The sequence below is a fragment of the Pseudomonas oryzihabitans NBRC 102199 genome (assembly GCF_000730625.1).
Classification (GTDB): domain Bacteria; phylum Pseudomonadota; class Gammaproteobacteria; order Pseudomonadales; family Pseudomonadaceae; genus Chryseomonas; species Chryseomonas oryzihabitans.
This window is the reverse complement of sequence record NZ_BBIT01000009.1, coordinates 175,884-200,934: the sequence shown is the minus strand read 5'-3', so window position 1 is coordinate 200,934 and position 25,051 is coordinate 175,884. Positions and strand designations below refer to the sequence as shown.

Annotated in this window: 24 protein-coding genes; 20 read left to right on the top strand and 4 right to left on the bottom strand. The window is 63.1% G+C overall.

Going from position 1 to position 25,051, the window contains the following annotated elements; translation table 11 throughout:
• The first annotated feature begins 22 nt into the window (after nt 1-22).
• From POR01S_RS11315 to POR01S_RS11300, 4 genes are all read left to right on the top strand, one after another.
• A complete protein-coding gene (locus POR01S_RS11315) occupies nt 23-286 on the top strand; it encodes a hypothetical protein (protein WP_007159261.1) in 264 nt (87 codons plus the stop codon).
• Nucleotides 287-1,111 carry a mechanosensitive ion channel family protein gene (locus POR01S_RS11310; protein ID WP_027596957.1) on the top strand — a complete coding sequence of 275 codons (825 nt, stop codon included), beginning with the start codon at nt 287-289 and terminating at the stop codon, nt 1,109-1,111.
• Nucleotides 1,112-1,166: 55 nt separating this feature from the next.
• Nucleotides 1,167-1,751 carry an RNA polymerase sigma factor SigX gene (gene sigX / locus POR01S_RS11305; protein WP_007159259.1) on the top strand — a complete coding sequence of 195 codons (585 nt, stop codon included), beginning with the start codon at nt 1,167-1,169 and terminating at the stop codon, nt 1,749-1,751.
• Between the two features lie 100 nt (nt 1,752-1,851).
• Nucleotides 1,852-2,907, top strand: coding sequence for an OmpA family protein (locus tag POR01S_RS11300; RefSeq protein ID WP_007159258.1), 1,056 nt, complete (start codon nt 1,852-1,854; stop codon nt 2,905-2,907).
• A gap of 136 nt (nt 2,908-3,043) precedes the next feature.
• On the opposite strand, the gene gltA is transcribed toward POR01S_RS11300, so the two are convergent.
• The gene (gltA, locus tag POR01S_RS11295) at nt 3,044-4,324 is read right to left on the bottom strand and encodes a citrate synthase (RefSeq protein ID WP_027596956.1); all 1,281 of its coding nucleotides are present in this window, start codon (nt 4,322-4,324) and stop codon (nt 3,044-3,046) included.
• Between the two features lie 347 nt (nt 4,325-4,671).
• Between gltA and sdhC the strand changes: the two genes are divergently transcribed.
• The 10 genes from sdhC (at nt 4,672) to brnQ (ending at nt 17,497) form a co-directional block, all read left to right on the top strand.
• Nucleotides 4,672-5,058 carry a succinate dehydrogenase, cytochrome b556 subunit gene (sdhC, locus tag POR01S_RS11290; RefSeq protein ID WP_026083585.1) on the top strand — a complete coding sequence of 129 codons (387 nt, stop codon included), beginning with the start codon at nt 4,672-4,674 and terminating at the stop codon, nt 5,056-5,058.
• Nucleotides 5,052-5,420, top strand: a complete 369-nt coding sequence (sdhD, locus tag POR01S_RS11285; RefSeq protein WP_027596955.1) for a succinate dehydrogenase, hydrophobic membrane anchor protein — start codon at nt 5,052-5,054, stop codon at nt 5,418-5,420. Before sdhC ends, sdhD begins: the two co-directional genes overlap by 7 nt.
• A 3-nt stretch (nt 5,421-5,423) precedes the next feature.
• Nucleotides 5,424-7,196, top strand: a complete 1,773-nt coding sequence (gene sdhA / locus POR01S_RS11280) for a succinate dehydrogenase flavoprotein subunit (RefSeq protein WP_027602679.1) — start codon at nt 5,424-5,426, stop codon at nt 7,194-7,196.
• 11 nt (nt 7,197-7,207) lie between these two features.
• Entirely contained in the window at nt 7,208-7,912 is a 705-nt protein-coding gene (locus POR01S_RS11275; protein ID WP_007159253.1) for a succinate dehydrogenase iron-sulfur subunit, read from the top strand.
• A 185-nt stretch (nt 7,913-8,097) separates the two neighbouring features.
• Nucleotides 8,098-10,929 (top strand): 2-oxoglutarate dehydrogenase E1 component, encoded by a 2,832-nt coding sequence (locus tag POR01S_RS11270; RefSeq protein WP_027596953.1) that lies wholly within the window; start codon nt 8,098-8,100, stop codon nt 10,927-10,929.
• 42 nt (nt 10,930-10,971) lie between these two features.
• The gene (gene odhB / locus POR01S_RS11265) at nt 10,972-12,192 is read left to right on the top strand and encodes a 2-oxoglutarate dehydrogenase complex dihydrolipoyllysine-residue succinyltransferase (protein WP_007159251.1); all 1,221 of its coding nucleotides are present in this window, start codon (nt 10,972-10,974) and stop codon (nt 12,190-12,192) included.
• Nucleotides 12,193-12,272: 80 nt separating this feature from the next.
• The gene (gene lpdA / locus POR01S_RS11260) at nt 12,273-13,709 is read left to right on the top strand and encodes a dihydrolipoyl dehydrogenase (RefSeq protein WP_007159250.1); all 1,437 of its coding nucleotides are present in this window, start codon (nt 12,273-12,275) and stop codon (nt 13,707-13,709) included.
• A 185-nt stretch (nt 13,710-13,894) separates the two neighbouring features.
• Nucleotides 13,895-15,061 (top strand): ADP-forming succinate--CoA ligase subunit beta, encoded by a 1,167-nt coding sequence (sucC, locus tag POR01S_RS11255; RefSeq protein WP_007159249.1) that lies wholly within the window; start codon nt 13,895-13,897, stop codon nt 15,059-15,061.
• Complete coding sequence (gene sucD, locus POR01S_RS11250; RefSeq protein ID WP_027596951.1) at nt 15,061-15,948, top strand: succinate--CoA ligase subunit alpha; 888 nt, start codon at nt 15,061-15,063, stop codon at nt 15,946-15,948. The genes sucC and sucD overlap by 1 nt, the downstream gene beginning before the upstream one ends.
• Before the next feature lie 205 nt (nt 15,949-16,153).
• On the top strand, nt 16,154-17,497 hold the full coding sequence (brnQ, locus tag POR01S_RS11245; protein WP_027596950.1) for a branched-chain amino acid transport system II carrier protein: 1,344 nt from the start codon (nt 16,154-16,156) through the stop codon (nt 17,495-17,497).
• A 55-nt stretch (nt 17,498-17,552) separates the two neighbouring features.
• Here the strand turns inward: brnQ and POR01S_RS11240 are convergent, their stop codons facing one another.
• Nucleotides 17,553-17,834 carry a hypothetical protein gene (locus tag POR01S_RS11240; protein WP_027596949.1) on the bottom strand — a complete coding sequence of 94 codons (282 nt, stop codon included), beginning with the start codon at nt 17,832-17,834 and terminating at the stop codon, nt 17,553-17,555.
• Between the two features lie 200 nt (nt 17,835-18,034).
• Between POR01S_RS11240 and htpG the strand changes: the two genes are divergently transcribed.
• Both htpG and POR01S_RS11230 read left to right on the top strand, forming a co-directional pair.
• A complete protein-coding gene (htpG, locus tag POR01S_RS11235) occupies nt 18,035-19,939 on the top strand; it encodes a molecular chaperone HtpG (RefSeq protein WP_027596948.1) in 1,905 nt (634 codons plus the stop codon).
• Between the two features lie 55 nt (nt 19,940-19,994).
• Complete coding sequence (locus POR01S_RS11230) at nt 19,995-20,732, top strand: dienelactone hydrolase family protein (protein WP_027596947.1); 738 nt, start codon at nt 19,995-19,997, stop codon at nt 20,730-20,732.
• A 47-nt stretch (nt 20,733-20,779) separates the two neighbouring features.
• Here POR01S_RS11230 and POR01S_RS11225 read toward each other — a convergent pair whose 3' ends face one another.
• Both POR01S_RS11225 and POR01S_RS11220 read right to left on the bottom strand, forming a co-directional pair.
• Nucleotides 20,780-21,280, bottom strand: coding sequence for a SprT family zinc-dependent metalloprotease (locus POR01S_RS11225; RefSeq protein ID WP_255211827.1), 501 nt, complete (start codon nt 21,278-21,280; stop codon nt 20,780-20,782).
• Between the two features lie 19 nt (nt 21,281-21,299).
• Nucleotides 21,300-21,920, bottom strand: a complete 621-nt coding sequence (locus POR01S_RS11220; RefSeq protein ID WP_042135877.1) for a DNA-J related domain-containing protein — start codon at nt 21,918-21,920, stop codon at nt 21,300-21,302.
• A 97-nt stretch (nt 21,921-22,017) separates the two neighbouring features.
• Between POR01S_RS11220 and ttcA the strand changes: the two genes are divergently transcribed.
• The 4 genes from ttcA (at nt 22,018) to POR01S_RS11200 (ending at nt 25,009) form a co-directional block, all read left to right on the top strand.
• The gene (ttcA, locus tag POR01S_RS11215; RefSeq protein WP_027602682.1) at nt 22,018-22,842 is read left to right on the top strand and encodes a tRNA 2-thiocytidine(32) synthetase TtcA; all 825 of its coding nucleotides are present in this window, start codon (nt 22,018-22,020) and stop codon (nt 22,840-22,842) included.
• Nucleotides 22,842-23,513, top strand: a complete 672-nt coding sequence (locus tag POR01S_RS11210; protein ID WP_027596943.1) for a DNA-3-methyladenine glycosylase I — start codon at nt 22,842-22,844, stop codon at nt 23,511-23,513. Before ttcA ends, POR01S_RS11210 begins: the two co-directional genes overlap by 1 nt.
• The gene (locus POR01S_RS11205; protein ID WP_042135875.1) at nt 23,510-24,274 is read left to right on the top strand and encodes an SIR2 family NAD-dependent protein deacylase; all 765 of its coding nucleotides are present in this window, start codon (nt 23,510-23,512) and stop codon (nt 24,272-24,274) included. Before POR01S_RS11210 ends, POR01S_RS11205 begins: the two co-directional genes overlap by 4 nt.
• Before the next feature lie 96 nt (nt 24,275-24,370).
• A complete protein-coding gene (locus POR01S_RS11200) occupies nt 24,371-25,009 on the top strand; it encodes a C40 family peptidase (RefSeq protein WP_081875203.1) in 639 nt (212 codons plus the stop codon).
• Nucleotides 25,010-25,051 lie beyond the last annotated feature (42 nt).

Sequence of the window (25,051 nt, the reverse complement as noted above, 5' to 3'; positions counted from 1 at the left end):
GGAAACGACCAGCGAGGTGCTTATGCACGATCCCTTCGAAGCGTCCCTCAAGGCGCTCCTCAATACCCCGGCCAATGCTCAGGACGAGGAGGGCGACGACCAGGCCCGCTTGCATCGCGTGCTCAAGACCGCCAACCGTCAGGTTGGCGCAGGTGCACTGTTCGATCTGATCGGGCGGCACTGGGCCTCGGCGCTGCTGCTGGCACTGGGCAACGGTGCCCCTCACCTGAAGCCGCGCACGCGCCGTACCGCGCGTCGCGAATCTCTCCCGGAGATCCTGAAGTAGATGGAATTCGATATCTGGACCCAGAGTCTGCTGTCCGCCATGACCACCCTGTGGAGCAAGGTGGCCGGCTTCATTCCCAACGTCTTCGGCGCCCTTGTGGTGATCCTCGCCGGCTTCGCCGTCGCCAAGATTCTCGACACCGTGCTGTCGAAGGTACTCGCCAAGCTCGGCCTGGATCGCGTCCTCGCCGGAGCCGGGGTGACCAAGCAACTGGCCAAGATCGGCATCCGCATGCCGGTCACCACCCTGATCGGCCGGATCGTCTACTGGTTCGTCCTGCTGGTGTTCCTGGTCTCGGCCGCCGAGTCCCTGGGTCTGCAGCGCGTGTCCTCGACCCTGGACGTCATGGCGCTCTATGTGCCCAAGATCTTTGGCGCCGCCCTGGTGCTCATCGTTGGCGTGCTGCTGGCGCAACTGGTCAGCGGTCTGGTGCATGGCGCCGCCGAAGGCGTCGGCCTGGATTACGCGGCCGGCCTGGGGCGCCTGGCCCAGGGACTGGTCATCATCATTTCGATCTCGGTCGCGGTCGGTCAGCTGGAGATCAAGACCGAACTGCTGAACCTGGTCATCGCGATCGTGCTCACCGCCTTCGCCCTGGCGGCGGCCCTGGCCCTGGGGCTCGGCAGCCGTGGGCTGGTGTCGCAGATCCTGGCCGGCATCTATGTGCGCGAACTCTATGAAGTCGGCCAGTGGGTGACCCTGGCGGACGTCGAAGGCGAGATCGAGGAGATCGGCACCGCCAAGACTCTCATCATGACCGAAGAGGGCGATATCGTTTCGGTTCCGAACCGTCTATTGCTGGAGGCCCAGGTGCGCAGCCGCTGACAGGCGACGCGGAGATGGCTATCATGCCCGCCACTTTTTGGTAGCCAACTCCGTCTTGAACAAGCCCGCCCCTCATGCCTACGACCCGACCACGCTCAGTGACGAAGAGCTGGTCCAGCGCGCGCATGGTGAACTCTTCCACGTGACGCGAGCCTACGAAGAACTGATGCGCCGTTACCAGCGCACCCTGTTCAACGTCTGTGCCCGCTACCTGGGGAACGACCGGGACGCAGACGATGTCTGCCAGGAGATCATGCTGAAGGTGCTTTACGGTTTGAAGAATTTCGAGGGGAAATCGAAATTCAAGACCTGGCTGTACAGCATCACCTACAACGAGTGCATCACTCAGTACCGCAAGGAACGCCGCAAGCGGCGGCTGGTGGAGGCATTAAGTCTGGATCCGATGGAGGAAGCCTCCGAGGAAAGGGCGCCGAAGCTGGAAGAAAAGGGAGGGATGGATCGCTGGCTGGTCCATGTGGGTCAGGTCGATCGGGAGATCCTGGTGCTGCGCTTCGTCGCAGAGCTGGAGTTCCAGGAGATCGCCGACATCATGCACATGGGCCTCAGCGCCACCAAGATGCGGTACAAGCGGGCACTCGACAAACTGCGTGACAAGTTCGCAGCTGAAGTTGAGGGCTGACCGGATGTGTCAGCCGTAAGTTTTTGAACTTCACGAAAACTTGTTGTCGAAGCCTCCGGAGATTGCCGGAATTAGTACCACTAAAATGGGGATACAAAGGATGAAACTGAAGAGCACCTTGGGCGTCGTGATCGGCTCCCTGCTGGCAAGCGCCTCGCTGAGCGCCCTGGCACAAGGTCAAGGCGCCGTCGAGACCGAGCTGTTCGGCAGCCGTCTGTTCACCGACAGCCAGCGCAACATGACCAACGCTGACCTGTACGGCGGTTCCGTTGGCTACTTCCTGACCGACGACGTTGAGCTGGCGTTGTCCTACGGCGAGTACCACAACGCCCGTGGCGACCACGACCTGGGCCACAAGAACATCAAGGGCAGCCTGGCTGCTCTGGACGCCTACTACCACTTCGGTCAGCCCGGCGTCGGCCTGCGTCCGTACGTATCCGGTGGCTTCGCTCACCAGTCCATCAGCAACCGCGACATCAACGAAGGTGGTCGTGATCACTCCACCTACGCCAACCTGGGTGCCGGCCTGAAGTACTACTTCACCGAGAACCTGTATGCCCGTACCGGCGTACAAGCCAACTACAACATCGACTACGGCGACACCGAGTGGAGCGCTGCTGTAGGTGTTGGTCTGAACTTCGGTGGTTCCACCAAGAAAGAAGTCGCTCCGGCTCCGGCTCCGGCCCCCGTTGCTGACGTCTGCACCGATTCCGACAACGACGGCGTTTGCGACAACGTCGACAAGTGCCCGAACACCCCGGCTAACGTCACCGTTGACGCTACCGGCTGCCCGGCTGCCGCCGAAACCGTTCGCGTCGAGCTGGACGTGAAGTTCGATTTCGACAAGGCCGTGGTCAAGCCCAACAGCTACGCCGACATCAAGAACCTGGCTGACTTCATGCAGCAGTACCCGCAGACCTCGACCACCGTTGAAGGCCACACCGACTCCGTCGGCACCGACGCCTACAACCAGAAGCTGTCCGAGCGTCGTGCCAATGCCGTGCGTAACGTCCTGGTCAACCAGTACGGCGTGCAGGGCAGCCGCGTGAACGCTGTTGGTTACGGTGAATCCCGCCCGGTTGCTGACAACGCCACCGAAGCCGGTCGCGCCGTCAACCGTCGCGTAGAAGCCGAAGTCGAAGCTCAGGCCAAGTAATCCGCCTGATCCAGACTCCAAAAAAGCCCGCCTAGTGCGGGCTTTTTCATGCCTGGTGTTTCTTGTGTCCGGCCCTGGTTCAGGTTCTGCGGACACAAAAAACCCCGCCGAGGCGGGGTTCTTCCTGACGGATCGATCAGCCGCGATCGTCCGGGATGTCGCGCTGGGCGACGCCGGTGTACAGCTGACGCGGCCGGCCGATCTTGTAGGGACCGGACAGCATTTCCTGCCAGTGCGAGATCCAGCCGACGGTCCGCGCCATGGCGAAGATCACGGTGAACATGCTGGTCGGAATGCCGATCGCCTTGAGGATGATGCCGGAATAGAAGTCCACGTTCGGATAGAGGTTGCGCTCGACGAAGTAGGGGTCCTTGCGGGCCAGTTCTTCCAGGCGCATGGCCAGTTCCAGTTGCGGATCGTTGATGCCCAGCTCGGCCAGGACTTCGTCGCAGGTCTGCTTCATCACCGTGGCGCGCGGATCGAAGTTCTTGTAGACGCGATGGCCGAAGCCCATCAGCTTGAACGGATCGTTCTTGTCCTTGGCCTTGGCCACGAACTTGTCGATGTTCGCGACATCGCCGATCTCGTCCAGCATCTTCAGTACGGCTTCGTTGGCACCCCCGTGCGCCGGACCCCAGAGGGCGGCGATGCCGGCGGCGATACAGGCGAAGGGGTTGGCACCGGAAGAGCCGGCAAGGCGGACGGTGGAGGTGGAGGCGTTCTGCTCATGGTCGGCATGCAGGATGAAGATGCGATCCATGGCGCGGGCCAGCACCGGGCTGATGGGTTTCTCCTCGCACGGGGTGTTGAACATCATGTGCAGGAAGTTTTCCGAGTATCCCAGGTTATTGCGGGGATACATCATCGGCTGACCCATGGAGTACTTGTGCACCATGGCTGCCAGGGTCGGCATCTTGGCGATCAGGCGCATCGCCGAAATCTCGCGGTGCTGCGGATCGGTGATGTCCAGGGAGTCGTGGTAGAAGGCCGACAGGGCGCCGACTACGCCGCACATGATGGCCATGGGGTGCGCATCGCGACGGAAGCCGTTGAAGAAGTTCTTCAATTGCTCGTGAACCATGGTGTGGTTCTTGATGGTGTCCACGAACTGCGCCTTCTCTTGCGCGTTCGGCAATTCACCCTTGAGCAGCAGGTAACAGGTCTCGAGGTAGTCGGATTTCTCCGCCAATTGCTCGATCGGGTAGCCGCGGTGCAGCAGGATGCCCTTGTCACCATCGATATAGGTGATCTTGGACTCGCACGAGGCGGTGGACATGAAGCCCGGGTCGAAGGTGAACACACCAGTGGAGGTGAGGTTGCGAACATCGATCACGTCCGGGCCAAGGGTGCCGGACATAACGGGCAGGTCAACCGGATCCGCTCCCGAGATGATCAACTGCGCTTTCTTGTCAGCCATTAGGCCTCCTTATTTTGCTTTGAAATCATCAATAAACCCTCCACTCAGGGCCTCGCCCACTATAGAGGGATAAATTTGAAAGTCAATTTACGAAAATATCACCCTAAAGGCTCTTTCTGGGCGGATTGTGCGGCGAAAAGACATTAACACGCAGGCTTCTGAATATCAGCTGGCGACGTCGGAATCGGGCATCCGCGTTTGTCATGAGTAGGCTAACTGTCTATAATTCTCGCCCGACCGTACCGGGTCGGCGAGCTGATGCCGAGCGGTCGAGACGCCTCCGACAGGAAGCGTGTAGCAGATGTGGAATCTCCTATAACTAGCCCGACCGCAATTGGGCCCTCAGTGTGAAAGAAGCCGTGAATAGCAAACGACCTGTAAACCTAGATCTCAGGACCATCAAACTACCTATCACAGCTTATACCTCGATTCTTCACCGTATCTCCGGCGTCATCCTGTTCCTCGGCATCGCAGTCATGCTCTATGGCCTGCACCTGTCGCTGGGTAGCCCGGAAGGCTTCGGCCAAGTGAAAGCTTTTCTGGCCTATCCGCTGGTCAAGCTCGTGATCTGGGGTCTGCTGTCTGCATTGCTCTACCACCTGGTCGCCGGCATTCGGCACCTGATCATGGATGGTGGCGCCGGCGAAACCCTGCAGGGCGGCAAGCTGGGTGCGCAGCTCGTGCTGGTCATTTCCGCAGTTCTGATCATTCTGGCAGGGGTTTGGGTATGGTAACCAACGTCACCAATCTTTCGCGTTCCGGTCTCTATGACTGGATGGCTCAACGGGTTTCGGCAGTCGTCCTCGCGGTCTACTTCCTCTTTATCATCGGCTACCTGATCCTTCACCCAGGGCTCACCTTCGAGCAATGGCACGGCCTGTTCTCCCACACCCTGATGCGCATCTTCAGCCTGCTGGCGCTGGTGTCCATCTGCGTTCATGCCTGGGTTGGTATGTGGACCATCTCCACCGACTACCTGACCACCATGGCGATCGGCAAGGGTGCTACCGCCGTGCGTTTCCTCTTCCAGGCGGTATGCGGGTTCGCGATGTTCGCGTTCTTCGTCTGGGGCGTGCAGATCTTCTGGGGTGTTTGATCTATGTCCACAATTCGTCATATTTCGTTTGATGCCATCATCGTAGGTGGCGGCGGCGCCGGTATGCGCGCTGCGCTGCAACTGGCCCAGTCCGGTCACAAGACCGCGGTGATCACCAAGGTCTTCCCGACCCGTTCCCACACCGTGTCCGCCCAGGGCGGCATCACCTGCGCCATCGCCTCGGCCGACCCGAACGACGACTGGCGCTGGCACATGTACGACACCGTCAAGGGGTCGGACTACATCGGTGACCAGGACGCCATCGAATACATGTGCTCCGTAGGCCCGGAAGCGGTCTTCGAACTCGAGCACATGGGTCTGCCGTTCTCCCGCACCGAGCAGGGCCGCATCTATCAGCGTCCCTTCGGCGGTCAGTCCAAGGACTATGGCAAGGGCGGCCAGGCCGCGCGTACCTGCGCCGCGGCCGACCGTACCGGTCACGCCCTGCTGCACACCCTCTATCAGGGCAACCTGAAGAACAACACGGTATTCCTCAACGAGTGGTACGCCGTGGATCTGGTGAAGAACCAGGACGGCGTCGTGGTAGGCGTCATCGCCATCTGCATCGAGACCGGCGAGACCGTCTACGTCAAGTCCAAGGCCACCGTGCTGGCCACCGGCGGTGCAGGTCGTATCTATGCCTCTACCACCAACGCCCTGATCAATACCGGTGACGGTGTCGGCATGGCGCTGCGCGCCGGCGTGCCGGTGCAGGACATCGAGATGTGGCAGTTCCACCCAACCGGCATCGCCGGCGCCGGGGTACTGGTCACCGAGGGTTGCCGCGGTGAGGGTGGCTACCTGATCAACAAGCACGGCGAACGCTTCATGGAGCGCTATGCGCCCAACGCCAAGGACCTGGCCGGCCGCGACGTGGTCGCCCGTTCCATGGTCAAGGAAGTGCTGGCCGGCAACGGTTGCGGTCCGGACGGCGACCACGTGCTGCTGAAGCTGGACCACCTGGGTGAAGACGTGCTGCACAGCCGTCTGCCCGGCATCTGCGAACTGTCCAAGACCTTCGCCCACGTCGATCCGGTCGTCGCACCGGTGCCCGTGATCCCCACCTGCCACTATATGATGGGCGGCATCGCCACCAACATTCATGGCCAGGCCATTACTCAGGACGCCAACGGCAACGACAAGATCATCGAAGGCCTGTTCGCCGTGGGCGAAGTGGCCTGCGTGTCCGTGCACGGTGCCAACCGTCTGGGTGGCAACTCGCTGCTGGACCTAGTGGTCTTCGGTCGTGCAGCCGGTCTGCACCTGGAGAAGGCGCTCAAGGAAGGCATCGAGCACCGCGGTGCTTCGGAAAGCGACCTGGAAGCCTCGCTGCAGCGCCTGTCCGGCGTCAACGAGCGCACTACCGGTGACGACGTCGCCAGCCTGCGCAAGCAACTGCAGACCTGCATGCAGAACTACTTCGGGGTGTTCCGCACCGGCGAGTACATGCAGAAGGGCATCGCCGAGCTCGCCGACCTGCGCGAGCGCATCGCCAAGGTCAAGATCAACGACAAGAGCCAGGGCTTCAACACCGCCCGTATCGAAGCGCTCGAGTTGCAGAACCTGCTGGAAGTGGCCGAAGCGACCGCCATCGCCGCCGAAAACCGCAAGGAGTCTCGTGGTGCTCACGCCCGTGAAGACTTCGAAGAGCGTGACGACGAGAACTGGCTGTGCCACACCCTCTATTTCCCCGGTGAAAAGCGGGTCAGTAAGCGTGGAGTCAACTTCGCGCCCAAGACCGTACCGATGTTCGAACCCAAGGTTCGGACTTACTAAAGGTGACCACCATGTTGAAAGTCAGCGTTTATCGTTACAACCCGGATCAGGACGGCCTGCCGTCCATGCAGGAGTTCCAGGTCGATACCGGTGGGAAGGACCTCATGGTGCTGGACGTCCTGGCTCTGATCAAAGAGCAGGATGAAGGCTTCTCCTACCGTCGTTCCTGCCGCGAAGGCGTGTGCGGTTCCGACGGCATGAACATCAACGGCAAGAACGGCCTGGCGTGCATCACGCCGCTGTCGGCCGTGGTCAAGAACGACAAGCTGGTCGTGCGTCCGCTGCCCGGCCTGCCGGTCATCCGTGACCTGGTCGTCGACATGAGCATCTTCTACAAGCAGTACGAGAAGGTGAAGCCGTTCCTGCAGAACGAGACCCCGGCCCCGGCCATCGAGCGCCTGCAGAGCCCGGAAGACCGCGAGAAGATCGACGGTCTGTACGAGTGCATCCTCTGCGCCTGCTGCTCGACGTCCTGCCCGTCCTTCTGGTGGAACCCCGACAAGTTCCTCGGCCCCGCTGCGCTGCTGCAGGCCTATCGCTTCCTGGCCGACAGCCGTGACACCAAGACCCAGGAGCGCCTCGCCGCCATGGACGATCCTTTCAGCGTGTTCCGCTGCCGGTCGATCATGAACTGCGTGGCGGTCTGTCCCAAGGGGCTGAACCCGACCAAGGCCATCGGCCATGTGCGGGCGATGCTGCTGCAGAGCGGTACCTGATCCACGTCCCGCCCGGCCTGTTGTGCCGGGCGGGTTCGTTAGCGACCTTGATAGCTTGATTCAACCAATGTCCATTCAGGGATACCCGGAACACGATCCGGGCATTGGCGCAGCCGTAGTGAGGCCAGGTCTCGCGTCGAGACGGGTCATCGGCTGATGCTATCTCTGCCGAAGGGGTGAACTAGATGCACGAAAGTCAGATGCAGCAACTGTGGGACAGCGCTCACCTGTCCGGCAGTAATGCTGCCTATGTGGAAGAGCTCTATGAGCTGTTTCTGCACGATGCCAACGCTGTGCCGGAAGAGTGGCGCACCTACTTCCAGAAACTGCCTGCGGTCACTGGCAATTCGCCGGACGTCGCGCATTCCGCGATCCGCGACCATTTCGTGCTGTTGGGCAAGAACCAGCGGCGAGCTCAACCGGTCTCGGCCGGTACCGTCAGTTCCGAACACGAGAAGAAGCAGGTTGAAGTCCTGCGTCTGATCCAGGCGTTCCGTCTGCAGGGCCATCAGGCTGCCCAGCTCGACCCCCTGGGTCTGTGGAAGCGTCAGCCGCCTGCCGATCTGCTGCTCAACCACTATGGGTTGACCGACGCCGATCTGGATACCACCTTCCGTACCGGTGAATTGTTCATCGGCAAAGAGGAGGCAACTCTCCGCGAAATCAGGGATGCGCTGCAAGAGACATATTGCCGCACGGTTGGTGCGGAGTTCATGCACATCGTCGATTCCGAGGAGCGCCGCTGGTTCCTGCAGCGCCTGGAAAGCGTCCGTGGCCGCCCGCAATATTCGCCGGAAGTTCGCACCCATCTGCTGGAGCGCCTGACCGCCGCCGAGGGCCTGGAAAAGTACCTGGGCACCAAGTACCCGGGCACCAAGCGTTTTGGTCTGGAAGGGGGCGAGAGCCTGATTCCGCTGATCGACGAGATCATCCAGCGTTCCGGTTCCTATGGCGTCAAGGAGCTGGTGATCGGCATGGCCCACCGTGGCCGCCTGAACGTGCTGGTCAACACCCTGGGCAAGAACCCGCGCGATCTGTTCGACGAGTTCGAAGGCAAGAAGCTCGTCGAGCTGGGCTCCGGTGACGTCAAGTACCACCAGGGCTTTTCCTCCAACGTCATGACCCAGGGCGGCGAAGTCCACCTGGCGCTGGCGTTCAACCCCTCGCACCTGGAGATCGTCTCTCCGGTGGTGGAAGGTTCGGTGCGTGCCCGCCAGGATCGCCGCGGCGATCGCACCGGCGACAAGGTCGTACCCGTGGCCATCCACGGCGACGCCGCCTTCGCCGGCCAGGGCGTGGTCATGGAAACCTTCCAGATGTCGCAGACCCGGGCCTACAAGACCGGCGGTACCTTGCACATCGTCATCAACAACCAGGTGGGCTTCACCACCAACCGCCAGGAAGATGCGCGTTCCACCGAGTACGCCACCGACGTCGCCAAGATGATCCAGGCGCCGATCTTCCACGTGAACGGCGACGATCCCGAGGCGGTGCTGTTCGTCACCCAGCTGGCGGTCGACTACCGCATGCAGTTCAAGCGTGACATCGTCATCGACCTGGTCTGCTACCGCCGTCGCGGCCACAACGAGGCCGACGAGCCGAGTGGCACCCAGCCGCTGATGTACCAGCAGATCGCCAAGCAGCGCACCACCCGCGATCTCTATGCGGATGCCCTGACCCAGGCCGGCGTCGTTACCGCCGAGCAGGTCCAGGCGCAGTTCGAAGCCTATCGCGGCGCCCTCGACGAGGGTCGCCACGTGGTGGCCAGCCTGGTCAAGGAACCCAATCGCGACCTGTTCGTCGACTGGAAGCCCTACCTGGGCCATGCCTGGACCGCGCGTCACGACACCGGCTTCGATCTCAAGACCTTGCAGGACCTGGCCAACAAGCTGCTGCAGATTCCGGAAGGGGTCGTGGTCCAGCGTCAGGTTGGCAAGATCCTCGAGGATCGGCAGAAGATGACCGCCGGCGGCCTGCCGCTGAACTGGGGCTTCGCCGAGACCATGGCCTACGCCACCCTGCTGCACGAAGGCCATCCGATCCGCATCACCGGTCAGGACGTCGGTCGTGGCACCTTCTCGCACCGTCACGCGGTGCTGCACAACCAGAAGGACGCCGTTCCCTACGTGCCCCTGCAGCACCTGGCCGAGGATCAGCCGTCGTTCGAGATCTACGATTCCTTCCTTTCCGAGGAAGCGGTACTGGGCTTCGAATACGGCTATGCCACCACCACGCCCAATGCGCTGGTGGTCTGGGAAGCCCAGTTCGGTGACTTCGCCAACGGTGCCCAGGTCGTCATCGACCAGTTCATCACCAGCGGTGAGATCAAGTGGGGTCGTCTCTGCGGCCTGACCATGCTGCTGCCCCATGGCTACGAAGGCCAGGGTCCGGAGCACTCCTCGGCCCGTCTGGAGCGTTACCTGCAGCTGTGCGCCGAGCAGAACATCCAGGTCTGCGTCCCCACCACGCCGGCACAGATCTACCACCTGCTGCGTCGCCAGGTGATCCGCCCGCTGCGCAAGCCGCTGGTGGTGCTCACGCCCAAGTCGCTGCTGCGCCACAAGCTGGCCATTTCGACTCTGGAAGACCTGGCCCATGGCTCCTTCCAGACCGTGATCAACGAACTGGATCAGCTCGATGCCCAGCAGGTGAAGCGCCTGGTGCTGTGTAGCGGCAAGGTCTACTACGACCTGCTGGAAAAGCGCCGCAGCGAGAATCGCCAGGACATCGCCATCGTGCGTCTGGAGCAGCTCTATCCGTTCCCGGAGGACGACCTGGCCGAGGTACTGGCCGGCTATCCGAACCTGGAGCGCGTGGTCTGGTGCCAGGAAGAGCCGATGAACCAGGGCGCCTGGTACTGCAGCCAGCATCACATGCGCCGCGCCGTGTCCGGTTACAAGCAGGGCCTGGGTCTGGAATACGCCGGTCGCGATGCGTCCGCCGCGCCGGCCTGCGGCTATGCCTCCATGCACGCCGAGCAGCAGGAAAAACTGCTGCAAGATGCTTTCTCCGTTTGATTCGCCACGCGACTACTAGAGATCACTAAGGAAATTCATAGAATGGCTATCGAGATCAAAGCCCCTACCTTCCCGGAATCGGTCGCTGACGGCACCGTCGCCACCTGGCACAAGAAGCCCGGCGAAGCGGTCAAGCGTGACGAACTGCTGGTCGACATCGAGACCGACAAGGTCGTGCTGGAAGTCGTGGCACCTGCCGATGGCGTGCTGGCCGAAATCCTAAAGAACGAAGGCGATACCGTGCTGAGCGAAGAAGTCATCGCTCGCGTGGAAGAGGGCGCCGCTGCCGCCGCTGCTCCGGCTGCCCAGCCGGCCGCTGCCAGCGCTCCGGCCGCCGCCCCGGCTGCCGGTGGTGAAGAGGATCCGATCCTGGCCCCCGCCGCGCGCAAGATCGCCGAAGAGAACGGGATCGACCCGGCTACCCTGGTCGGCACCGGCAAGGGCGGTCGCATCACCAAGGAAGACGCCGTCGCTGCCGTCGAGGCCAAGAAGTCCGGCGCCGCCGCTCCGGCTGCCAAGCCCGCTGCCGCTGCCGCTCCGGTGGTGACCGCCGCTGGCGACCGCACCGAGAAGCGTGTGCCCATGACCCGCCTGCGGGCCAAGGTCGCCGAGCGCCTGGTCGAAGCCCAGTCCAGCATGGCCATGCTGACGACCTTCAACGAGGTCAACATGAAGCCGATCATGGACCTGCGCTCCAAGTACAAGGACATGTTCGAGAAGAAGCACAACGGCGTGCGCCTGGGCTTCATGTCCTTCTTCGTCAAGGCCGCCACCGAGGCGCTCAAGCGTCAGCCGGGTGTCAACGCCTCCATCGACGGCAACGACATCGTCTACCACGGTTATCAGGACATCGGCGTGGCCGTATCCAGCGACCGTGGCCTGGTGGTTCCGGTGCTGCGCAACGCCGAGTTCATGAGCCTGGCGGAAGTGGAAGGCACCATCGCCGACTTCGGCAAGAAGGCCAAGGCCGGCAAGCTGACCATGGAAGACATGCAGGGCGGCACCTTCACCATCTCCAACGGTGGTGTCTTCGGTTCGCTGCTGTCCACCCCCATCGTCAACCCGCCGCAGACCGCGATCCTGGGCATGCACAAGATCCAGGAACGCCCCATGGCGGTGAACGGCCAGGTAGTGATCCTGCCGATGATGTATCTTGCGCTGTCCTACGACCATCGCCTGATCGATGGCAAGGAAGCCGTGACCTTCCTGGTCACCATGAAGGACCTGCTGGAAGACCCGGCTCGTCTGCTGCTGGACATCTGATCCGGCTCTCGCGGTGCGGGGCAGGGGCCGCGCACCGCTTCAAGTTTTCCTGCCTGAAGCTGCTCCAAGGGGATTAGTGTATGAGCGACAAATTCGACGTAGTGGTGATCGGCGCCGGCCCTGGTGGCTACGTGGCCGCCATCCGCGCCGCGCAGCTCGGTCTGAAGACGGCCTGTGTCGAGCGCTACAAGGGCAAGGAAGGCAAGGTCGCCCTGGGCGGCACCTGCCTGAACGTGGGTTGCATTCCCTCCAAGGCGCTGCTGGACAGCTCCTACAAGTACCATGAGGCCCACGAGGGCTTTAAGGTCCACGGCATCGACGCGCCGAACGTCACCATCGACGTGCCCACCATGATCGGCCGCAAGGACCAGATCGTGAAGAACCTCACCGGCGGCGTGGCCACCCTGTTCAAGGCGAACGGCGTGACCCTGCTGGAAGGCAACGGCAAGCTGCTGTCCGGCAAGAAGGTCGAAGTCACCGGTCTGGACGGCAACGTCCAGGTGGTCGAGGCCGAGAACGTCATCCTGGCGTCCGGCTCGCGTCCCATCGACATCCCGCCGGCTCCGGTGGACCAGAAGGTCATCGTCGATTCCACCGGCGCCCTGGAATTCCAGAGCGTGCCCAAGCGTCTGGGCGTGATCGGTGCCGGCGTCATTGGTCTGGAGCTGGGTTCGGTCTGGGCCCGCCTGGGCGCCGAAGTCACCGTGCTGGAAGCCCTGGACAAGTTCCTGGTCGCCGCCGATGAGCAGGTGTCCAAGGAAGCCTACAAGATCCTCTCCAAGCAGGGTCTGAACATCCGCATGGGTGCGCGCGTGACCGGTTCCCAGGTCAACGGCGAAGAAGTCACCGTGCACTACACCGAAGCCGGTGAAGAAAAGCAGATCACCTTCGATCGTCTGATCGTCGCCGTGGGCCGTCGTCCGGTCACCACCGACCTGCTGGCCTCCGACAGCGGCGTGGAAAGCGACGAGCGTGGCTACATCTACGTCGACGACCATTGCGCCACCAGCGTGCCGGGCGTGTTCGCCATCGGTGACTGCGTTCGCGGTCTGATGCTGGCCCACAAGGCCTCGGAAGAGGGCGTGATGGTCGCCGAGCGCATCGCCGGTCACAAGGCCCAGATGAACTACGATCTGGTCCCCTCGGTGATCTACACCCACCCGGAAATCGCGTGGGTCGGCAAGACCGAGCAGGCCCTGAAGGCCGAAGGCGTCGAAGTCAACGTCGGCACCTTCCCCTTCGCGGTCAGCGGTCGTGCCCTGGCGGCCAACGACACCGCCGGCTTCGTCAAGGTCGTGGCCGATGCCAAGACCGATCGCGTCCTGGGCGTCCATGTGGTCGGCCCGAGCGCGGCGGAGCTGGTGCAGCAAGGCGCCATCGCCATGGAATTCGGCACCAGCGCCGAAGACCTGGGCATGATGGTGTTCTCGCACCCGACGCTGTCCGAGGCGCTGCACGAAGCGGCCCTGGCGGTGAACGGTCATGCGATCCACGCAGTGAATCGCAAGAAGCGGTAAGAGATTTACGGAACCACGGGGTCGCCGACCGCCGTGGGGCCCTGAGGGCTCCACCGCAGGAAGGCGCCTCGGACCCTTGCGAGGGCAGGGGTCACAGGTGGCGCGGTGCCCGCGACCGTCCGGAGGACGGCACGGATAACGCACAGCGTCTAATGCGCAATACCCAACGAAGACGGTAGACAAGCATGAATCTCCACGAGTATCAGGGTAAGCAGCTGTTCGCTGAATACGGCCTGCCCGTTTCCAAAGGCTACGCTGTCGACACCCCCCAGGAGGCCTACGAGGCTTGCGGCCGTATCGGCGGCGACGAGTGGGTCGTCAAGGCCCAGGTACATGCCGGTGGCCGTGGCAAGGCCGGTGGCGTGAAGCTGGTCAAGAGCAAGGAAGAAGCCAAGGAATTCGCCGCCAAGTGGCTGGGCCAGCGTCTGGTGACCTACCAGACCGACGCCAACGGTCAGCCGGTCAGCAAGATCCTGGTCGAATCCTGCACCGACATCGACAAGGAGCTCTATCTGGGCGCCGTGGTCGATCGTTCCAGCCGCCGCATCGTGTTCATGGCGTCCACCGAAGGTGGCGTGGACATCGAGAAGGTCGCTCACGACACTCCGGAAAAGATTCTCAAGGCCACCATCGATCCGCTGGTGGGCGCTCAGCCCTACCAGGGTCGCGACCTGGCCTTCCAGCTGGGCCTGAAAGGTGACCAGATCAAGCAGTTCACCCAGATCTTCGTCGGTCTGGCCAAGCTGTTCCAGGACTACGACCTGGCCCTGCTGGAAGTGAACCCGCTGGTGATCAAGAAGGACGGCAACCTGCACTGCCTGGATGCCAAGATCAACATCGACAGCAACGCCATCTACCGTCAGCCCAAGCTGCGCGCCTTCCACGACCCGTCGCAGGACGACGCCCGTGAAGCCCATGCGCAGAAGTGGGAACTGAACTACGTGGCCCTGGAAGGCAGCATCGGCTGCATGGTCAACGGTGCCGGTCTGGCCATGGGTACCATGGACATCGTCAACCTGCACGGCGGCAAGCCGGCCAACTTCCTGGACGTTGGCGGCGGCGCGACCAAAGAGCGCGTGACCGAAGCGTTCAAGATCATCCTGTCCGACAGCAACGTGAAGGCCGTTCTGGTGAACATCTTCGGCGGCATCGTGCGCTGCGACATGATCGCCGAAGGCATCATCGGTGCCGTGAAGGAAGTCGGCGTGAAGGTGCCGGTCGTGGTTCGCCTGGAAGGCAACAACGCCGAACTCGGTGCCAAGGTCCTGGCCGAAAGCGGCCTGAACATCATCGCGGCAACCAGCCTGACCGACGCTGCCCAGCAGGTCGTCAAGGCCGCGGAGGGTAAGTAATGAGCGTCCTGATCAACAAAGACACCAAGGTCATCTGCCAGGGCTTCACCGGTAGCCAGGGTACCTTCCACTCCGAACAGGCCATCGCCTACGGCACCCAGATGGTCGGCGGCGTGACCCCCGGCAAGGGCGGCTCCACCCACCTCGGCCTGCCGGTGTTCAACACCGTCAAGGAAGCCGTGGAAGCCACCGGCGCCGATGCTTCGGTGATCTACGTTCCGGCTCCCTTCTGCAAGGACTCCATCCTGGAAGCGGCCTTCGGCGGCATCAAGCTGATCGTCTGCATCACCGAGGGTATCCCCACCCTCGACATGCTGGATGCCAAGGTGAAGTGCGACGAGCTGGGCGTACGCCTGATCGGCCCGAACTGCCCCGGCGTCATCACCCCCGGCGAGTGCAAGATCGGCATCATGCCCGGTCACATCCACCTGCCGGGCAAGGTCGGTATCGTGTCGCGTTCCGGCACCCTGACCTATGAAGCCGTGAAGCAGACCACCGACGCCGGCTTCGGCCAGTCCACCTGCGTGGGCATCGGCGGCGACCCCATCCCGGGCTCGAACTTCATCGATATCCTGAAGCTGTTCCAGGAAGATCCGCAGACCGAAGCCATCGTGATGATCGGCGAGATCGGCGGTAGCGCTGAAGAAGAGGCCGCGGCCTTCATCAAGGCCAACGTGACCAAGCCGGTGGTGTCCTACATCGCCGGTGTCACCGCACCGCCCGGCAAGCGCATGGGCCACGCCGGCGCCATCATCTCCGGCGGCAAGGGCACTGCGGACGAGAAGTTCGCCGCCCTGCAGGACGCCGGTGTGAAGACCGTGCGTTCCCTGGCCGACATCGGCAAGGCCCTGGCCGAGCTGACCGGTTGGGAAGTCAAGAAGGCCTGAGCCTGACCGACTGCAGAAAAGGCCGCCTTCGGGCGGCCTTTTTCATGGGCGCTGCCATGACGCCTCATCAGCTGCCGGCTGCCTTTTCGCCGGTAATTCGTTAGGATGGCAACCTTCCGCTCCAACGGCCACACCGTGGCCCCACCAAGACCTGCTCCCATGAGGGCGGGCTGCCTCGTTTTCCTCATTGCTGGTACTGCCTTCCATGAAAGCTTTGCAAAGCCGGGATGTCCTGGCCCTTGGATTCATGACGTTCGCGTTGTTCGTCGGCGCGGGCAACATCATCTTTCCCCCGATCGTCGGTCTGCAGGCGGGCGAGCACGTCTGGAGCGCCGCCCTGGGCTTTCTGCTGACCGCGGTCGGCCTGCCGGTGCTGACGCTGATCGCCCTGGCGCGAGTGGGTGGTGGCATGGACGCCCTGAGCAAGCCGCTCGGCCAGACCGCCGCCCGCACCCTGGCCATCGTCTGCTACCTGTCGGTGGGTCCGCTGTTCGCCACGCCGCGCACCGCCACGGTGTCCTTCGAGGTCGGCGTTGCGCCGCTGCTGGGCAATGGTCCGATCCCGCTGTTCCTCTACAGCCTGGCCTACTTCCTGGTGGTGCTGGTGGTCTCGCTCTATCCGGGACGCCTGCTGGACACCGTGGGGCGCTTTCTCGGTCCGCTGAAGATCCTGGCGCTGGCGGTACTGGGCGGTGCGGCGCTGTTCTGGCCGGCGGGCGGACCTGTCACGGCGGCGCCGGACTACGCCTCGCGGGCGCTGTCCCAGGGCTTCGTCAACGGCTACCTGACCATGGATACCCTGGGCGCCCTGGTGTTCGGCATCGTCATCGTCAACGCCATTCGTGCCCGGGGCGTGACCGCGCCGCAGCTGCTGACGCGCTACACCATCATCGCCGGTCTGATCGCCGGCGTCGGGCTGGTGCTGGTCTACCTGAGTCTGTTCCAGCTCGGCGCCGGCAGCGGGGTGCTGGTGCCCCATGCCAGCAATGGCGCCGAGGTGCTGCATGCCTATGTGCAGCATACCTTCGGCAGCGTCGGCAGCGACTTCCTGGCGGTGCTGATCACCCTAGCCTGTCTGGTCACGGCGGTGGGCCTTACCTGCGCCTGCGCGGAGTTCTTCAGCGAATTCCTGCCGTTCAGCTATCGCAGTCTGGTGGTCCTGCTGGCGGCCTTCTCGCTGCTGGTATCCAACCTGGGGCTGACGCAGCTGATCCAGATCTCGGTGCCGATCCTCACCGCCATCTATCCGCCCTGCATCGCCCTGGTGGTGCTGAGCTTCTTTACTGCCCGCTGGGCGGCGCCCGGGCGCATCCTCGGCCCGGTGCTGCTGGTGGCCCTGGCCTTCGGTATCCTCGATGGCCTGCAGGCCGCGCACCTGACGGTGCCCTATCTGAGTGGTGCCGTGCAGTGGCTGCCGCTGGCCGACTCGGGCCTGGGCTGGCTGTTGCCGGCCGTGGTGGTGGGTCTTGCCGCCCTTGTCCTGGAAAGTCTGAGACGTGGCGGGCGCGCGCCCGAGAGTGAAGCCGAGCCGGATCCTTCGCGCTCCTGAATCGGTCGCCCACAAAAAAGCCCGCAGCAGCGGGCTTTTTTCATATCCGATCGGCTTACGGCTTGGGCTGGGTAGCCGGCGCGGTGCCGTTGGTAGTCCCGGTAGCCGGGCTCACCGAGGTGGCTTCGCCTTTGGATTGCTCCTTGGCAGCTTCGTTGGCAGCTTCGTTGCGCTGCTCGGCAGCCTTGTTGCTCTGCTCAGCGGCTTTGTTCAGGTTTTCCTGGGCTTTCTGTTCGGTCTTGGCAGCATCCTGAGCCTTGTTTTCGGAAGGCTTGTCACAGGCGGCGAGGCCGAAGGCGGCAGTGAAGAGCAGGGCGATGGCGAAGGGCTTTTTCATGTGTTTTCTCCTTATGAACTACACGACAGCCGTTCGAGCGCACCGTTAAAAGTTAAGTTCCGCGTCTAGCTCCAGCATCGCGCAAATTCCTACCTGCATCGCGAACCGAGCGCGCCAAGGTTGAAATGTCACCGCGCGCCCCCATCTCCGCGACATCGCCAGGCATCTGGTGCGTACCTATCGATAGCGGAGTTCGTAGCATGAGTGTGGAGACTCAAAAGGAAACCCTAGGCTTCCAGACCGAAGTGAAGCAGCTGCTTCACCTGATGATTCACTCGCTGTATTCCAACAAGGAAATCTTCCTGCGCGAATTGATTTCCAACGCCTCCGACGCGGCCGACAAGCTCAGATTCGAGGCCCTGTCCAAGCCCGAACTGCTCGAAGGCGGGGATACGCTGAAGATTCGCCTGAGCTTCGACAAGGAGGCCGGCACGGTCACCCTCGAAGACAACGGCATCGGCATGAGCCGCGAAGAGGTGATCGCTCACCTCGGCACCATCGCCAAGTCCGGCACCGCTGATTTCCTGAAGAATCTCAGCGGTGACCAGAAGAAGGATTCCAACCTCATCGGTCAATTCGGCGTGGGCTTCTATTCGGCCTTCATCGTCGCCGACCAGGTGGATGTCTACACCCGTCGCGCCGGCCAGCCGGCCGCCGAGGGCGTGCACTGGTCGTCCAAGGGGGAAGGGGAGTTCGAGGTCGCGACCATCGACAAGCCCGAGCGCGGTACCCGTATCGTGCTGCACCTCAAGCCCGAGGAAATCGAATTCGCCGATGGCTGGCGCCTGCGCAACGTGGTCAAGAAGTATTCCGACCACATCGGCCTGCCCATCGAGCTGCCCAAGGAGCAGCAGGGTGGCGAGGACGAGCAGCCGGCCGCAGCCGAGTGGGAAACCGTCAACCGCGCCAGCGCGCTCTGGACCCGTCCGCGTACCGAACTCAAGGATGAGGACTACCAGGAGTTCTACAAGCACGTCGGCCATGATTTCGAGAATCCCCTGACCTGGAGCCACAACAAGGTCGAGGGCAAGCTCGAATACACCTCGCTGCTGTACGTGCCGGCCCGCGCACCCTTCGATCTGTACCAGCGCGAAGCGCCCAAGGGCCTCAAGCTCTATGTGCAGCGCGTCTTCATCATGGACCAGGCCGACCAGTTCCTGCCGCTGTACCTAAGATTCATCAAGGGTGTGGTGGATTCCAACGACCTGTCGCTCAACGTCTCCCGCGAGATCCTACAGAAGGATCCGGTGATCGACTCCATGAAGTCGGCGCTGACCAAGCGCGTGCTGGACATGCTGGAGAAGCTGGCCAAGAGCGAGCCGGAGAAGTACCAGTCGTTCTGGGGCCACTTCGGCCAGGTGCTCAAAGAGGGTCCGGCGGAAGACTTCGCCAACCGCGAGAAGATCGCCGGCCTGCTGCGCTTCGCCTCGACCCACAACGGCGACGATGCCCAGAACGTGTCCCTGGCCGACTACATCGGCCGGATGAAGGAAGGTCAGGACAAGATCTACTACCTGACCGGCGAGAGCCACGCGCAGATCAAGAACAGCCCGCACTTGGAAGTCTTCCGCAAGAAGGGTGTCGAGGTGCTACTGCTGACCGATCGCATCGACGAGTGGCTGATGAGCTATCTCACCGAATTCGACGGCAAGCATTTCGTCGACGTCGCCCGTGGCGATCTGGATCTCGGCAAGCTGGACAGCGAAGAAGACAAGCAGGCCCAGGAAGAGGTCGCCAAGACCAAGGAAGGCCTGGTCGAGCGCCTCAAGCAGGCCCTGGAGGCCCAGGTAAGCGAAGTCCGCGTCTCCCATCGTCTGACCGATTCGCCGGCGATCCTGGCCATCGGCGAGCAGGACCTCGGCTTGCAGATGCGCCGGATCCTGGAAGCCAGCGGCCAGAAGGCCCCGGATTCCAAACCGATCTTCGAGATCAATCCGCAGCACCCGCTGATCGAGAAACTCGATGGCGAGCCCGACGAGGACCGCTTCGCCGACCTGTCGCACATCCTGTTCGATCAGGCAGCGCTGGCCGCGGGCGACAGCCTCAAGGATCCCGCCGCCTATGTCCGCCGGTTAAACAAACTGCTGGTGGAATTGTCCGCTTAACAACGAAGAAGCCCGCCTCGGCGGGCTTCTTTCTATCCACCTTCTGGAGGACCCCATGGTCGAAGTCACTGTAAAACCCGTCGCCTACGAAATCGATGGCCAGCCGTTCGAGAGCCAGCTGGTGTATGCCACCAGCGGCAATCCCACCCGCCCGGGCGTGCTCCTGGCGCCCAACTGGATGGGGGTGTCCCATGGCGCCGTCGAGCAGGCCAAGGGCCTGGCCGAGGCCGACGGCCTGGCCTACCTGGTGGTGGATTTCTATGGTCGCAACGTGCGTCCGCAAAACGCCGACGAAGCCCTGGCGGCCATGACGCCGATCCGCGGCGATCGCGCGCTGCTGCGCCAGCGCATGCAGGCGGCCTATGCGGCCCTGGTCGCCCAGGCCGAGACGGCGGCGGTGGATGTCCATCAGATCGCCGCCATCGGCTTCTGCTTTGGTGGCTGCGCGGCGCTTGAACTGGCGCGTGACGGCGCGGCGCTGAGCGCCGTGGTGACCTTCCACGCCAATCTGGATACGCCCAACCCGGCCGATGCCGCCCGGATCACCGGCCCGGTGCTGGTGCTGCACGGCGCCTCCGATCCGCTGGTGCCGGACGAGCAACTCACTGGTTTCCGCCAGGAGATGGATGCCGCCCAGGTGGACTGGCAACTGCTGAGCTATGGTGGCGCGGTGCATTCCTTCACCGATCCCGAAGCCAACAATCCGGGCAAGCAGCAGTACCACCCGGTGGTGGCCAAGCGCGCCTTCCTGGCGATGCACAACCTGTTCGACGAAGTCTTCGCCCAGGGCTGAAGGCTTTCGCGGCCTGCCTGCCGGAACCCGGATTGGGGCCGGCAGGATCAGCCGCGGATGACTTCCTGGGTGAAGTCCAGCGGACCGCGGCAGCGCCGGCACAGATAGCGCCGTCCCTTGCGCACCAGCGCGTGACGCTGGGCGGTGAATTCGAAGCGGCCGTCGGGGCAGTTGCAGCGATACAGGTACAGGGTGCGCGCCCGTTGCGGCAATTCGTAGGTATGGCAGCGATCCGGCGGCAGGCCATAGACCCCGCGCATGATCAGCTGCCACTCCTCGCCATGCGGGCGGATGCCGCCACCGAACAGCTGATGCGCCACCAGATGCGCCACCTCGTGGGCGACGGTCTGCTCGAGGAAGTGGGCGCGATTTTCCTGATAGAGCTGCCGGTTGAATCTCAGCCGATTCTCGGTGAGATGGGCGACGCCGGCGCGCTGGCCACGCAGGGCCAGGCTGACCTCGGGGCGAGGGAAGCGGCGTTTGAAGAAGGCCTCGGCCTGCCGATAGCAGTCTTCGACCCGGGCTGTGAGTTGTTCAGGCATGGGCAACCTCTGGCGAGGCGGGTGATTATGCCGAAGCCTGTGCCTGCGCCCTAGCGTCCGCGGTCGGCTGGTGGCCGTAGTGCCGCCTCAGCGTATCCATGGCGGCATTGATGGCCTGCAGTCGGCCGGTGCTGCCACCGTGATCGGGGTGATGACGGCTGGCGAGCTGGCGATAGCGGCGGCGGATCTGGCCATAGTCCGCCGAGCGATCGAGTCCCAGCAGGCGCAAGGCCTCCAGCAGTTCGGACTCACCGTTGACCAGGGCCCAGAAGTGATTGAGCAGGTTGGCCACGTCTTCCGGGGTGGTGGTCTCCAGCTGGGTGACATCGAGGTAGTAGGCGCGTAGCGGATCGGCCACCACCAGCCCGGCACGGGCGCGCAGATAGGGGCGCAATTCGATGCGCAGAGCGCTGATGACCAGTTCGGCGCGCTGCTCGGCGCGGAGTTGATCGCGCAGTCGATAGAGGGCGTTGAAGACGCGGAAGTGCAGGCGGAAGAGTTCGTAGTTGTCGGTCACCGGGCGCGGCGGGATCAGCGGTGATCCCGCCCGGCGCAAGGCCTGCAGCAACTCGTACTCCGACAGGCTGGACTGGGCCTTGAGCAGTTCCTGGTGGAGCGCCGTCATGAGCGCCTGGGCTTCGCTCATGGCTGCCGGTCGCCATGGACTGACGTTCGGGGTAGGGCGGCGGACGCTTTGCGCGTAAAATGCCGGCCTTTCGTTTTTTCCTTTCGCGGATTCATCCATGGGCACCCTTTCGGTCAACCAGAACAAGCTGCAGAAACGCCTGCGCCGTCTTACCGGCGAAGCCATCGCCGACTACAACATGATCGAGGACGGCGACAAGGTCATGGTCTGCCTGTCCGGTGGCAAGGACAGCTACACCCTGCTCGACATGCTGCTCTATTTGCAGAAGGTCGCACCGATTCGCTTCGAGATCGTGGCGGTCAACCTCGACCAGAAGCAGCCGGGCTTTCCTGAACACGTTTTACCTCAGTACCTGAAGGAACTGGGGGTCGAGTACCACATTCTGGAACGTGATACCTATTCCGTGGTGAAGGAAAAGATTCCCGAGGGCAAGACCACCTGTTCGCTGTGCTCGCGCCTGCGGCGGGGCATCCTCTATACCTTCGCCGACGAGATCGGCGCGACGAAGATGGCGCTCGGCCATCATCGCGACGACATGGTAGAAACCTTCTTCCTCAATTTGTTCCATGGCGGCACGCTCAAGGCCATGCCACCCAAGCTGCGCGCCGACGACGGGCGCAACGTGGTGATCCGTCCGCTGGCCTATTGCAACGAGAAGGACATCGAGGCCTACGCCGTCCTGCGCGAATTTCCCATCATTCCCTGCAACCTCTGCGGCTCCCAGGAGAACCTGCAGCGCAAGGTGGTCAAGGAGATGCTGCTGGAGTGGGAGCGCAAGACGCCGGGGCGTACCGAGATCATGTTCCGCGCCCTGCAGAACGTGGTGCCCTCGCAACTGGCCGATCGCGAGCTGTTCGACTTCGCCAGTCTCAGGATCGATGACAGCGCCACGCCGCGCTTCGTCCAGGTGATGAATCTCTGATGCGGGACTATGCCTGGCTGCTCGAATACGCTCTCAATCGCTGCGGCTCACGAGCGGCCCTGGAGGCACGGCTGCCGCAACCGGTCGACGCTGCCACCCTGGCGTCCGTGGGCGATGACCGCTATCTGTCGCTGCTGACCCGGCGCATCTTTCGCGCCGGACTCAAGCACAGCCTGGTGGACGCCAAGTGGCCGGCCTTCGAGGAGGTCTTCTTCGGCTTCGATCCGGAGAAGGTGGTGCTCATGGGCGGCGAGCGTCTGGAGCGGCTGATGCAGGACGCCCGTCTGATCCGCCACCTGGGCAAGTTGCGCAGCGTGCCGATCAACGCCCAGATGGTGCTGGACTTCCAGCGCAGTCACGGCAGCTTCGGCCAGTTGCTGGCCGAATGGCCGACGCAGGACATCGTTGGCCTCTGGGAGCTGCTGACCAAGCGTGGCAATCAGCTGGGTGGCCTGTCAGCGCAGCGCTTCCTGCGCATGGCTGGCAAGGACACCTTTCTGGCGACTGACGACGTGGTGACGGCACTCAAGGCGCAGAACATCCTCGACAAGGCGCCCACCGCCAAGCGCGATCGGCAGAAGATGCAGGAGGCCTTCAACCTCTGGCAGGAACAGAGCGGCCGCCCGCTCTGCCAGCTGTCGGTGATGCTGGCCCTGACGGTGAATCATTGACCGACGCCCTGGTGCGTGCCCAAGGCCTGCTGCAGCGGGCCGGTCGGGTGCTGTTCATCACCGGGGCGGGGCTGTCCGCCGATTCGGGACTGCCGACCTATCGCGGCCTGGGCGGGCTGTACAACGGCCTCACCGAAGAGGGCATCCCCATCGAGGCGGCGCTCTCGGGCAGCATGCTCCGGCAGCGTCCGGAGCTCTGCTGGCGCTACCTGGCGCAACTCGGCCGGGCCTGCGCTGCGGCCAGGCCCAATGCGGCGCACCAGGCGATCACCGACTTCGGTGTCAGTCACCCCGGCAGCTGGGTGCTGACGCAGAACATCGACGGCTTTCATCGGCAGGCAGGCTTTCCGCCAGAGCGGCTGATCGAGATCCATGGACAACTGGAGCCGCTCGCCTGCATGAGTTGCGCGCAGACGGTCGCGGATGCGCAAGATCGCCTGGCCGGTCCGCTGCCGCCGCGCTGTCCCGCATGCGGCGGCATCCTGCGGCCACCGGTGGTGCTGTTCGAGGAAGCCCTGCCGGCCACTGAGCTGCAACGTCTGCAGGAGGCGATGGAGGAGGGCTTCGACCTGGTGATCGCCGTCGGCACCACGGCCGCCTTCGGCTATATCCAGGCGCCGATTGACCAGACCCTGACGCAGGGTGGTGACCTCATCGAAATCAATCCGGACCGCTCGTCGCTGAGCGGCTTGGCGACCGTTCAGATCAAAAAAAGGGCCGTAGACGTCCTTCCTCGGCTTTTGAGTCACATCGAAGGCTAAAAAAACTTGCCATCTGTGATCCAGGTCGGCAAGGTGTCGAAACTTTGAGAAAACGACACGGTCGTGCCCATGCCAAGGAAACGCTTCGCACCCCTCGTGCCCCTGTCTTTTGTCTGTCTGCTCGCCGCCTGTGCGAGTGCGCCGCAAAGTCCTGACATCGCCGTTGCCCCTGATCAGTCCTCTACCTCCCGGACCTTCCAGACCGCCTCGCTGCATGGTCTGGGTGGTGCTGGCAACGGTTCCGCCGCGGTGGAGACCGAGAGCGCTCAGCAACGTCCGGTCTTCCCCCATACCCAGTCGCCGCATCAACTGGATTGGGATCGCGAGGTCGGTCCGCGTCAGGCGCTGCCGAATCTGGCGGACCAGATCCTCAATCGTGCCACCCAGCTGGTGGGCACGCCCTATCGCCGCGGCGGCAGCACCCTGGCCGGCTTCGATTGCAGCGGTTTCGTCAATTACGTCTTTCGCGAGCGGGCCGGCATGACCCTGCCGCGCTCCACCCGCGAGATCATCGATCTCGAAGTACCGGTAGTCAGCAAGAACGATCTGGAACCTGGCGATCTGTTGCTGTTCAATAGCAACGGCCGTGGCCGGGTCAGTCACACCGGTATCTACATGGGCGAGGGCAAGTTCATCCATTCCTCCAGTCGCCGCAGCGGCGGGGTGCGGGTGGACAGCCTGGACGACCAGTACTGGAAGGTGAGTTTCCTGGAAGGCAAGCGCGTATTGCGCTGAGGCGTATCGCCGCGATCTCCGCCGGTGCGCTTCGAGGACCCG

Excerpts from the sequence above, each read along its gene's own strand:
- htpG (WP_027596948.1), top strand. The coding sequence starts at position 18,035 with ATGAGTGTGGAGACTCAAAAGGAAACCCTAGGCTTCCAGACCGAAGTG.
- lpdA (WP_007159250.1), top strand. The coding sequence starts at position 12,273 with ATGAGCGACAAATTCGACGTAGTGGTGATCGGCGCCGGCCCTGGTGGC.
- POR01S_RS11300 (WP_007159258.1), top strand. The coding sequence starts at position 1,852 with ATGAAACTGAAGAGCACCTTGGGCGTCGTGATCGGCTCCCTGCTGGCA.
- odhB (WP_007159251.1), top strand. The coding sequence starts at position 10,972 with ATGGCTATCGAGATCAAAGCCCCTACCTTCCCGGAATCGGTCGCTGAC.
- gltA (WP_027596956.1), bottom strand. The coding sequence starts at position 4,324 with ATGGCTGACAAGAAAGCGCAGTTGATCATCTCGGGAGCGGATCCGGTT.
- sucD (WP_027596951.1), top strand. The coding sequence starts at position 15,061 with ATGAGCGTCCTGATCAACAAAGACACCAAGGTCATCTGCCAGGGCTTC.
- POR01S_RS11270 (WP_027596953.1), top strand. The coding sequence starts at position 8,098 with ATGCACGAAAGTCAGATGCAGCAACTGTGGGACAGCGCTCACCTGTCC.
- brnQ (WP_027596950.1), top strand. The coding sequence starts at position 16,154 with ATGAAAGCTTTGCAAAGCCGGGATGTCCTGGCCCTTGGATTCATGACG.
- POR01S_RS11210 (WP_027596943.1), top strand. The coding sequence starts at position 22,842 with ATGCGGGACTATGCCTGGCTGCTCGAATACGCTCTCAATCGCTGCGGC.
- sdhA (WP_027602679.1), top strand. The coding sequence starts at position 5,424 with ATGTCCACAATTCGTCATATTTCGTTTGATGCCATCATCGTAGGTGGC.
- ttcA (WP_027602682.1), top strand. The coding sequence starts at position 22,018 with ATGGGCACCCTTTCGGTCAACCAGAACAAGCTGCAGAAACGCCTGCGC.
- POR01S_RS11315 (WP_007159261.1), top strand. The coding sequence starts at position 23 with ATGCACGATCCCTTCGAAGCGTCCCTCAAGGCGCTCCTCAATACCCCG.
- POR01S_RS11230 (WP_027596947.1), top strand. The coding sequence starts at position 19,995 with ATGGTCGAAGTCACTGTAAAACCCGTCGCCTACGAAATCGATGGCCAG.
- POR01S_RS11310 (WP_027596957.1), top strand. The coding sequence starts at position 287 with ATGGAATTCGATATCTGGACCCAGAGTCTGCTGTCCGCCATGACCACC.
- sdhD (WP_027596955.1), top strand. The coding sequence starts at position 5,052 with ATGGTAACCAACGTCACCAATCTTTCGCGTTCCGGTCTCTATGACTGG.
- POR01S_RS11220 (WP_042135877.1), bottom strand. The coding sequence starts at position 21,920 with ATGAGCGAAGCCCAGGCGCTCATGACGGCGCTCCACCAGGAACTGCTC.
- sucC (WP_007159249.1), top strand. The coding sequence starts at position 13,895 with ATGAATCTCCACGAGTATCAGGGTAAGCAGCTGTTCGCTGAATACGGC.
- POR01S_RS11275 (WP_007159253.1), top strand. The coding sequence starts at position 7,208 with ATGTTGAAAGTCAGCGTTTATCGTTACAACCCGGATCAGGACGGCCTG.
- POR01S_RS11240 (WP_027596949.1), bottom strand. The coding sequence starts at position 17,834 with ATGAAAAAGCCCTTCGCCATCGCCCTGCTCTTCACTGCCGCCTTCGGC.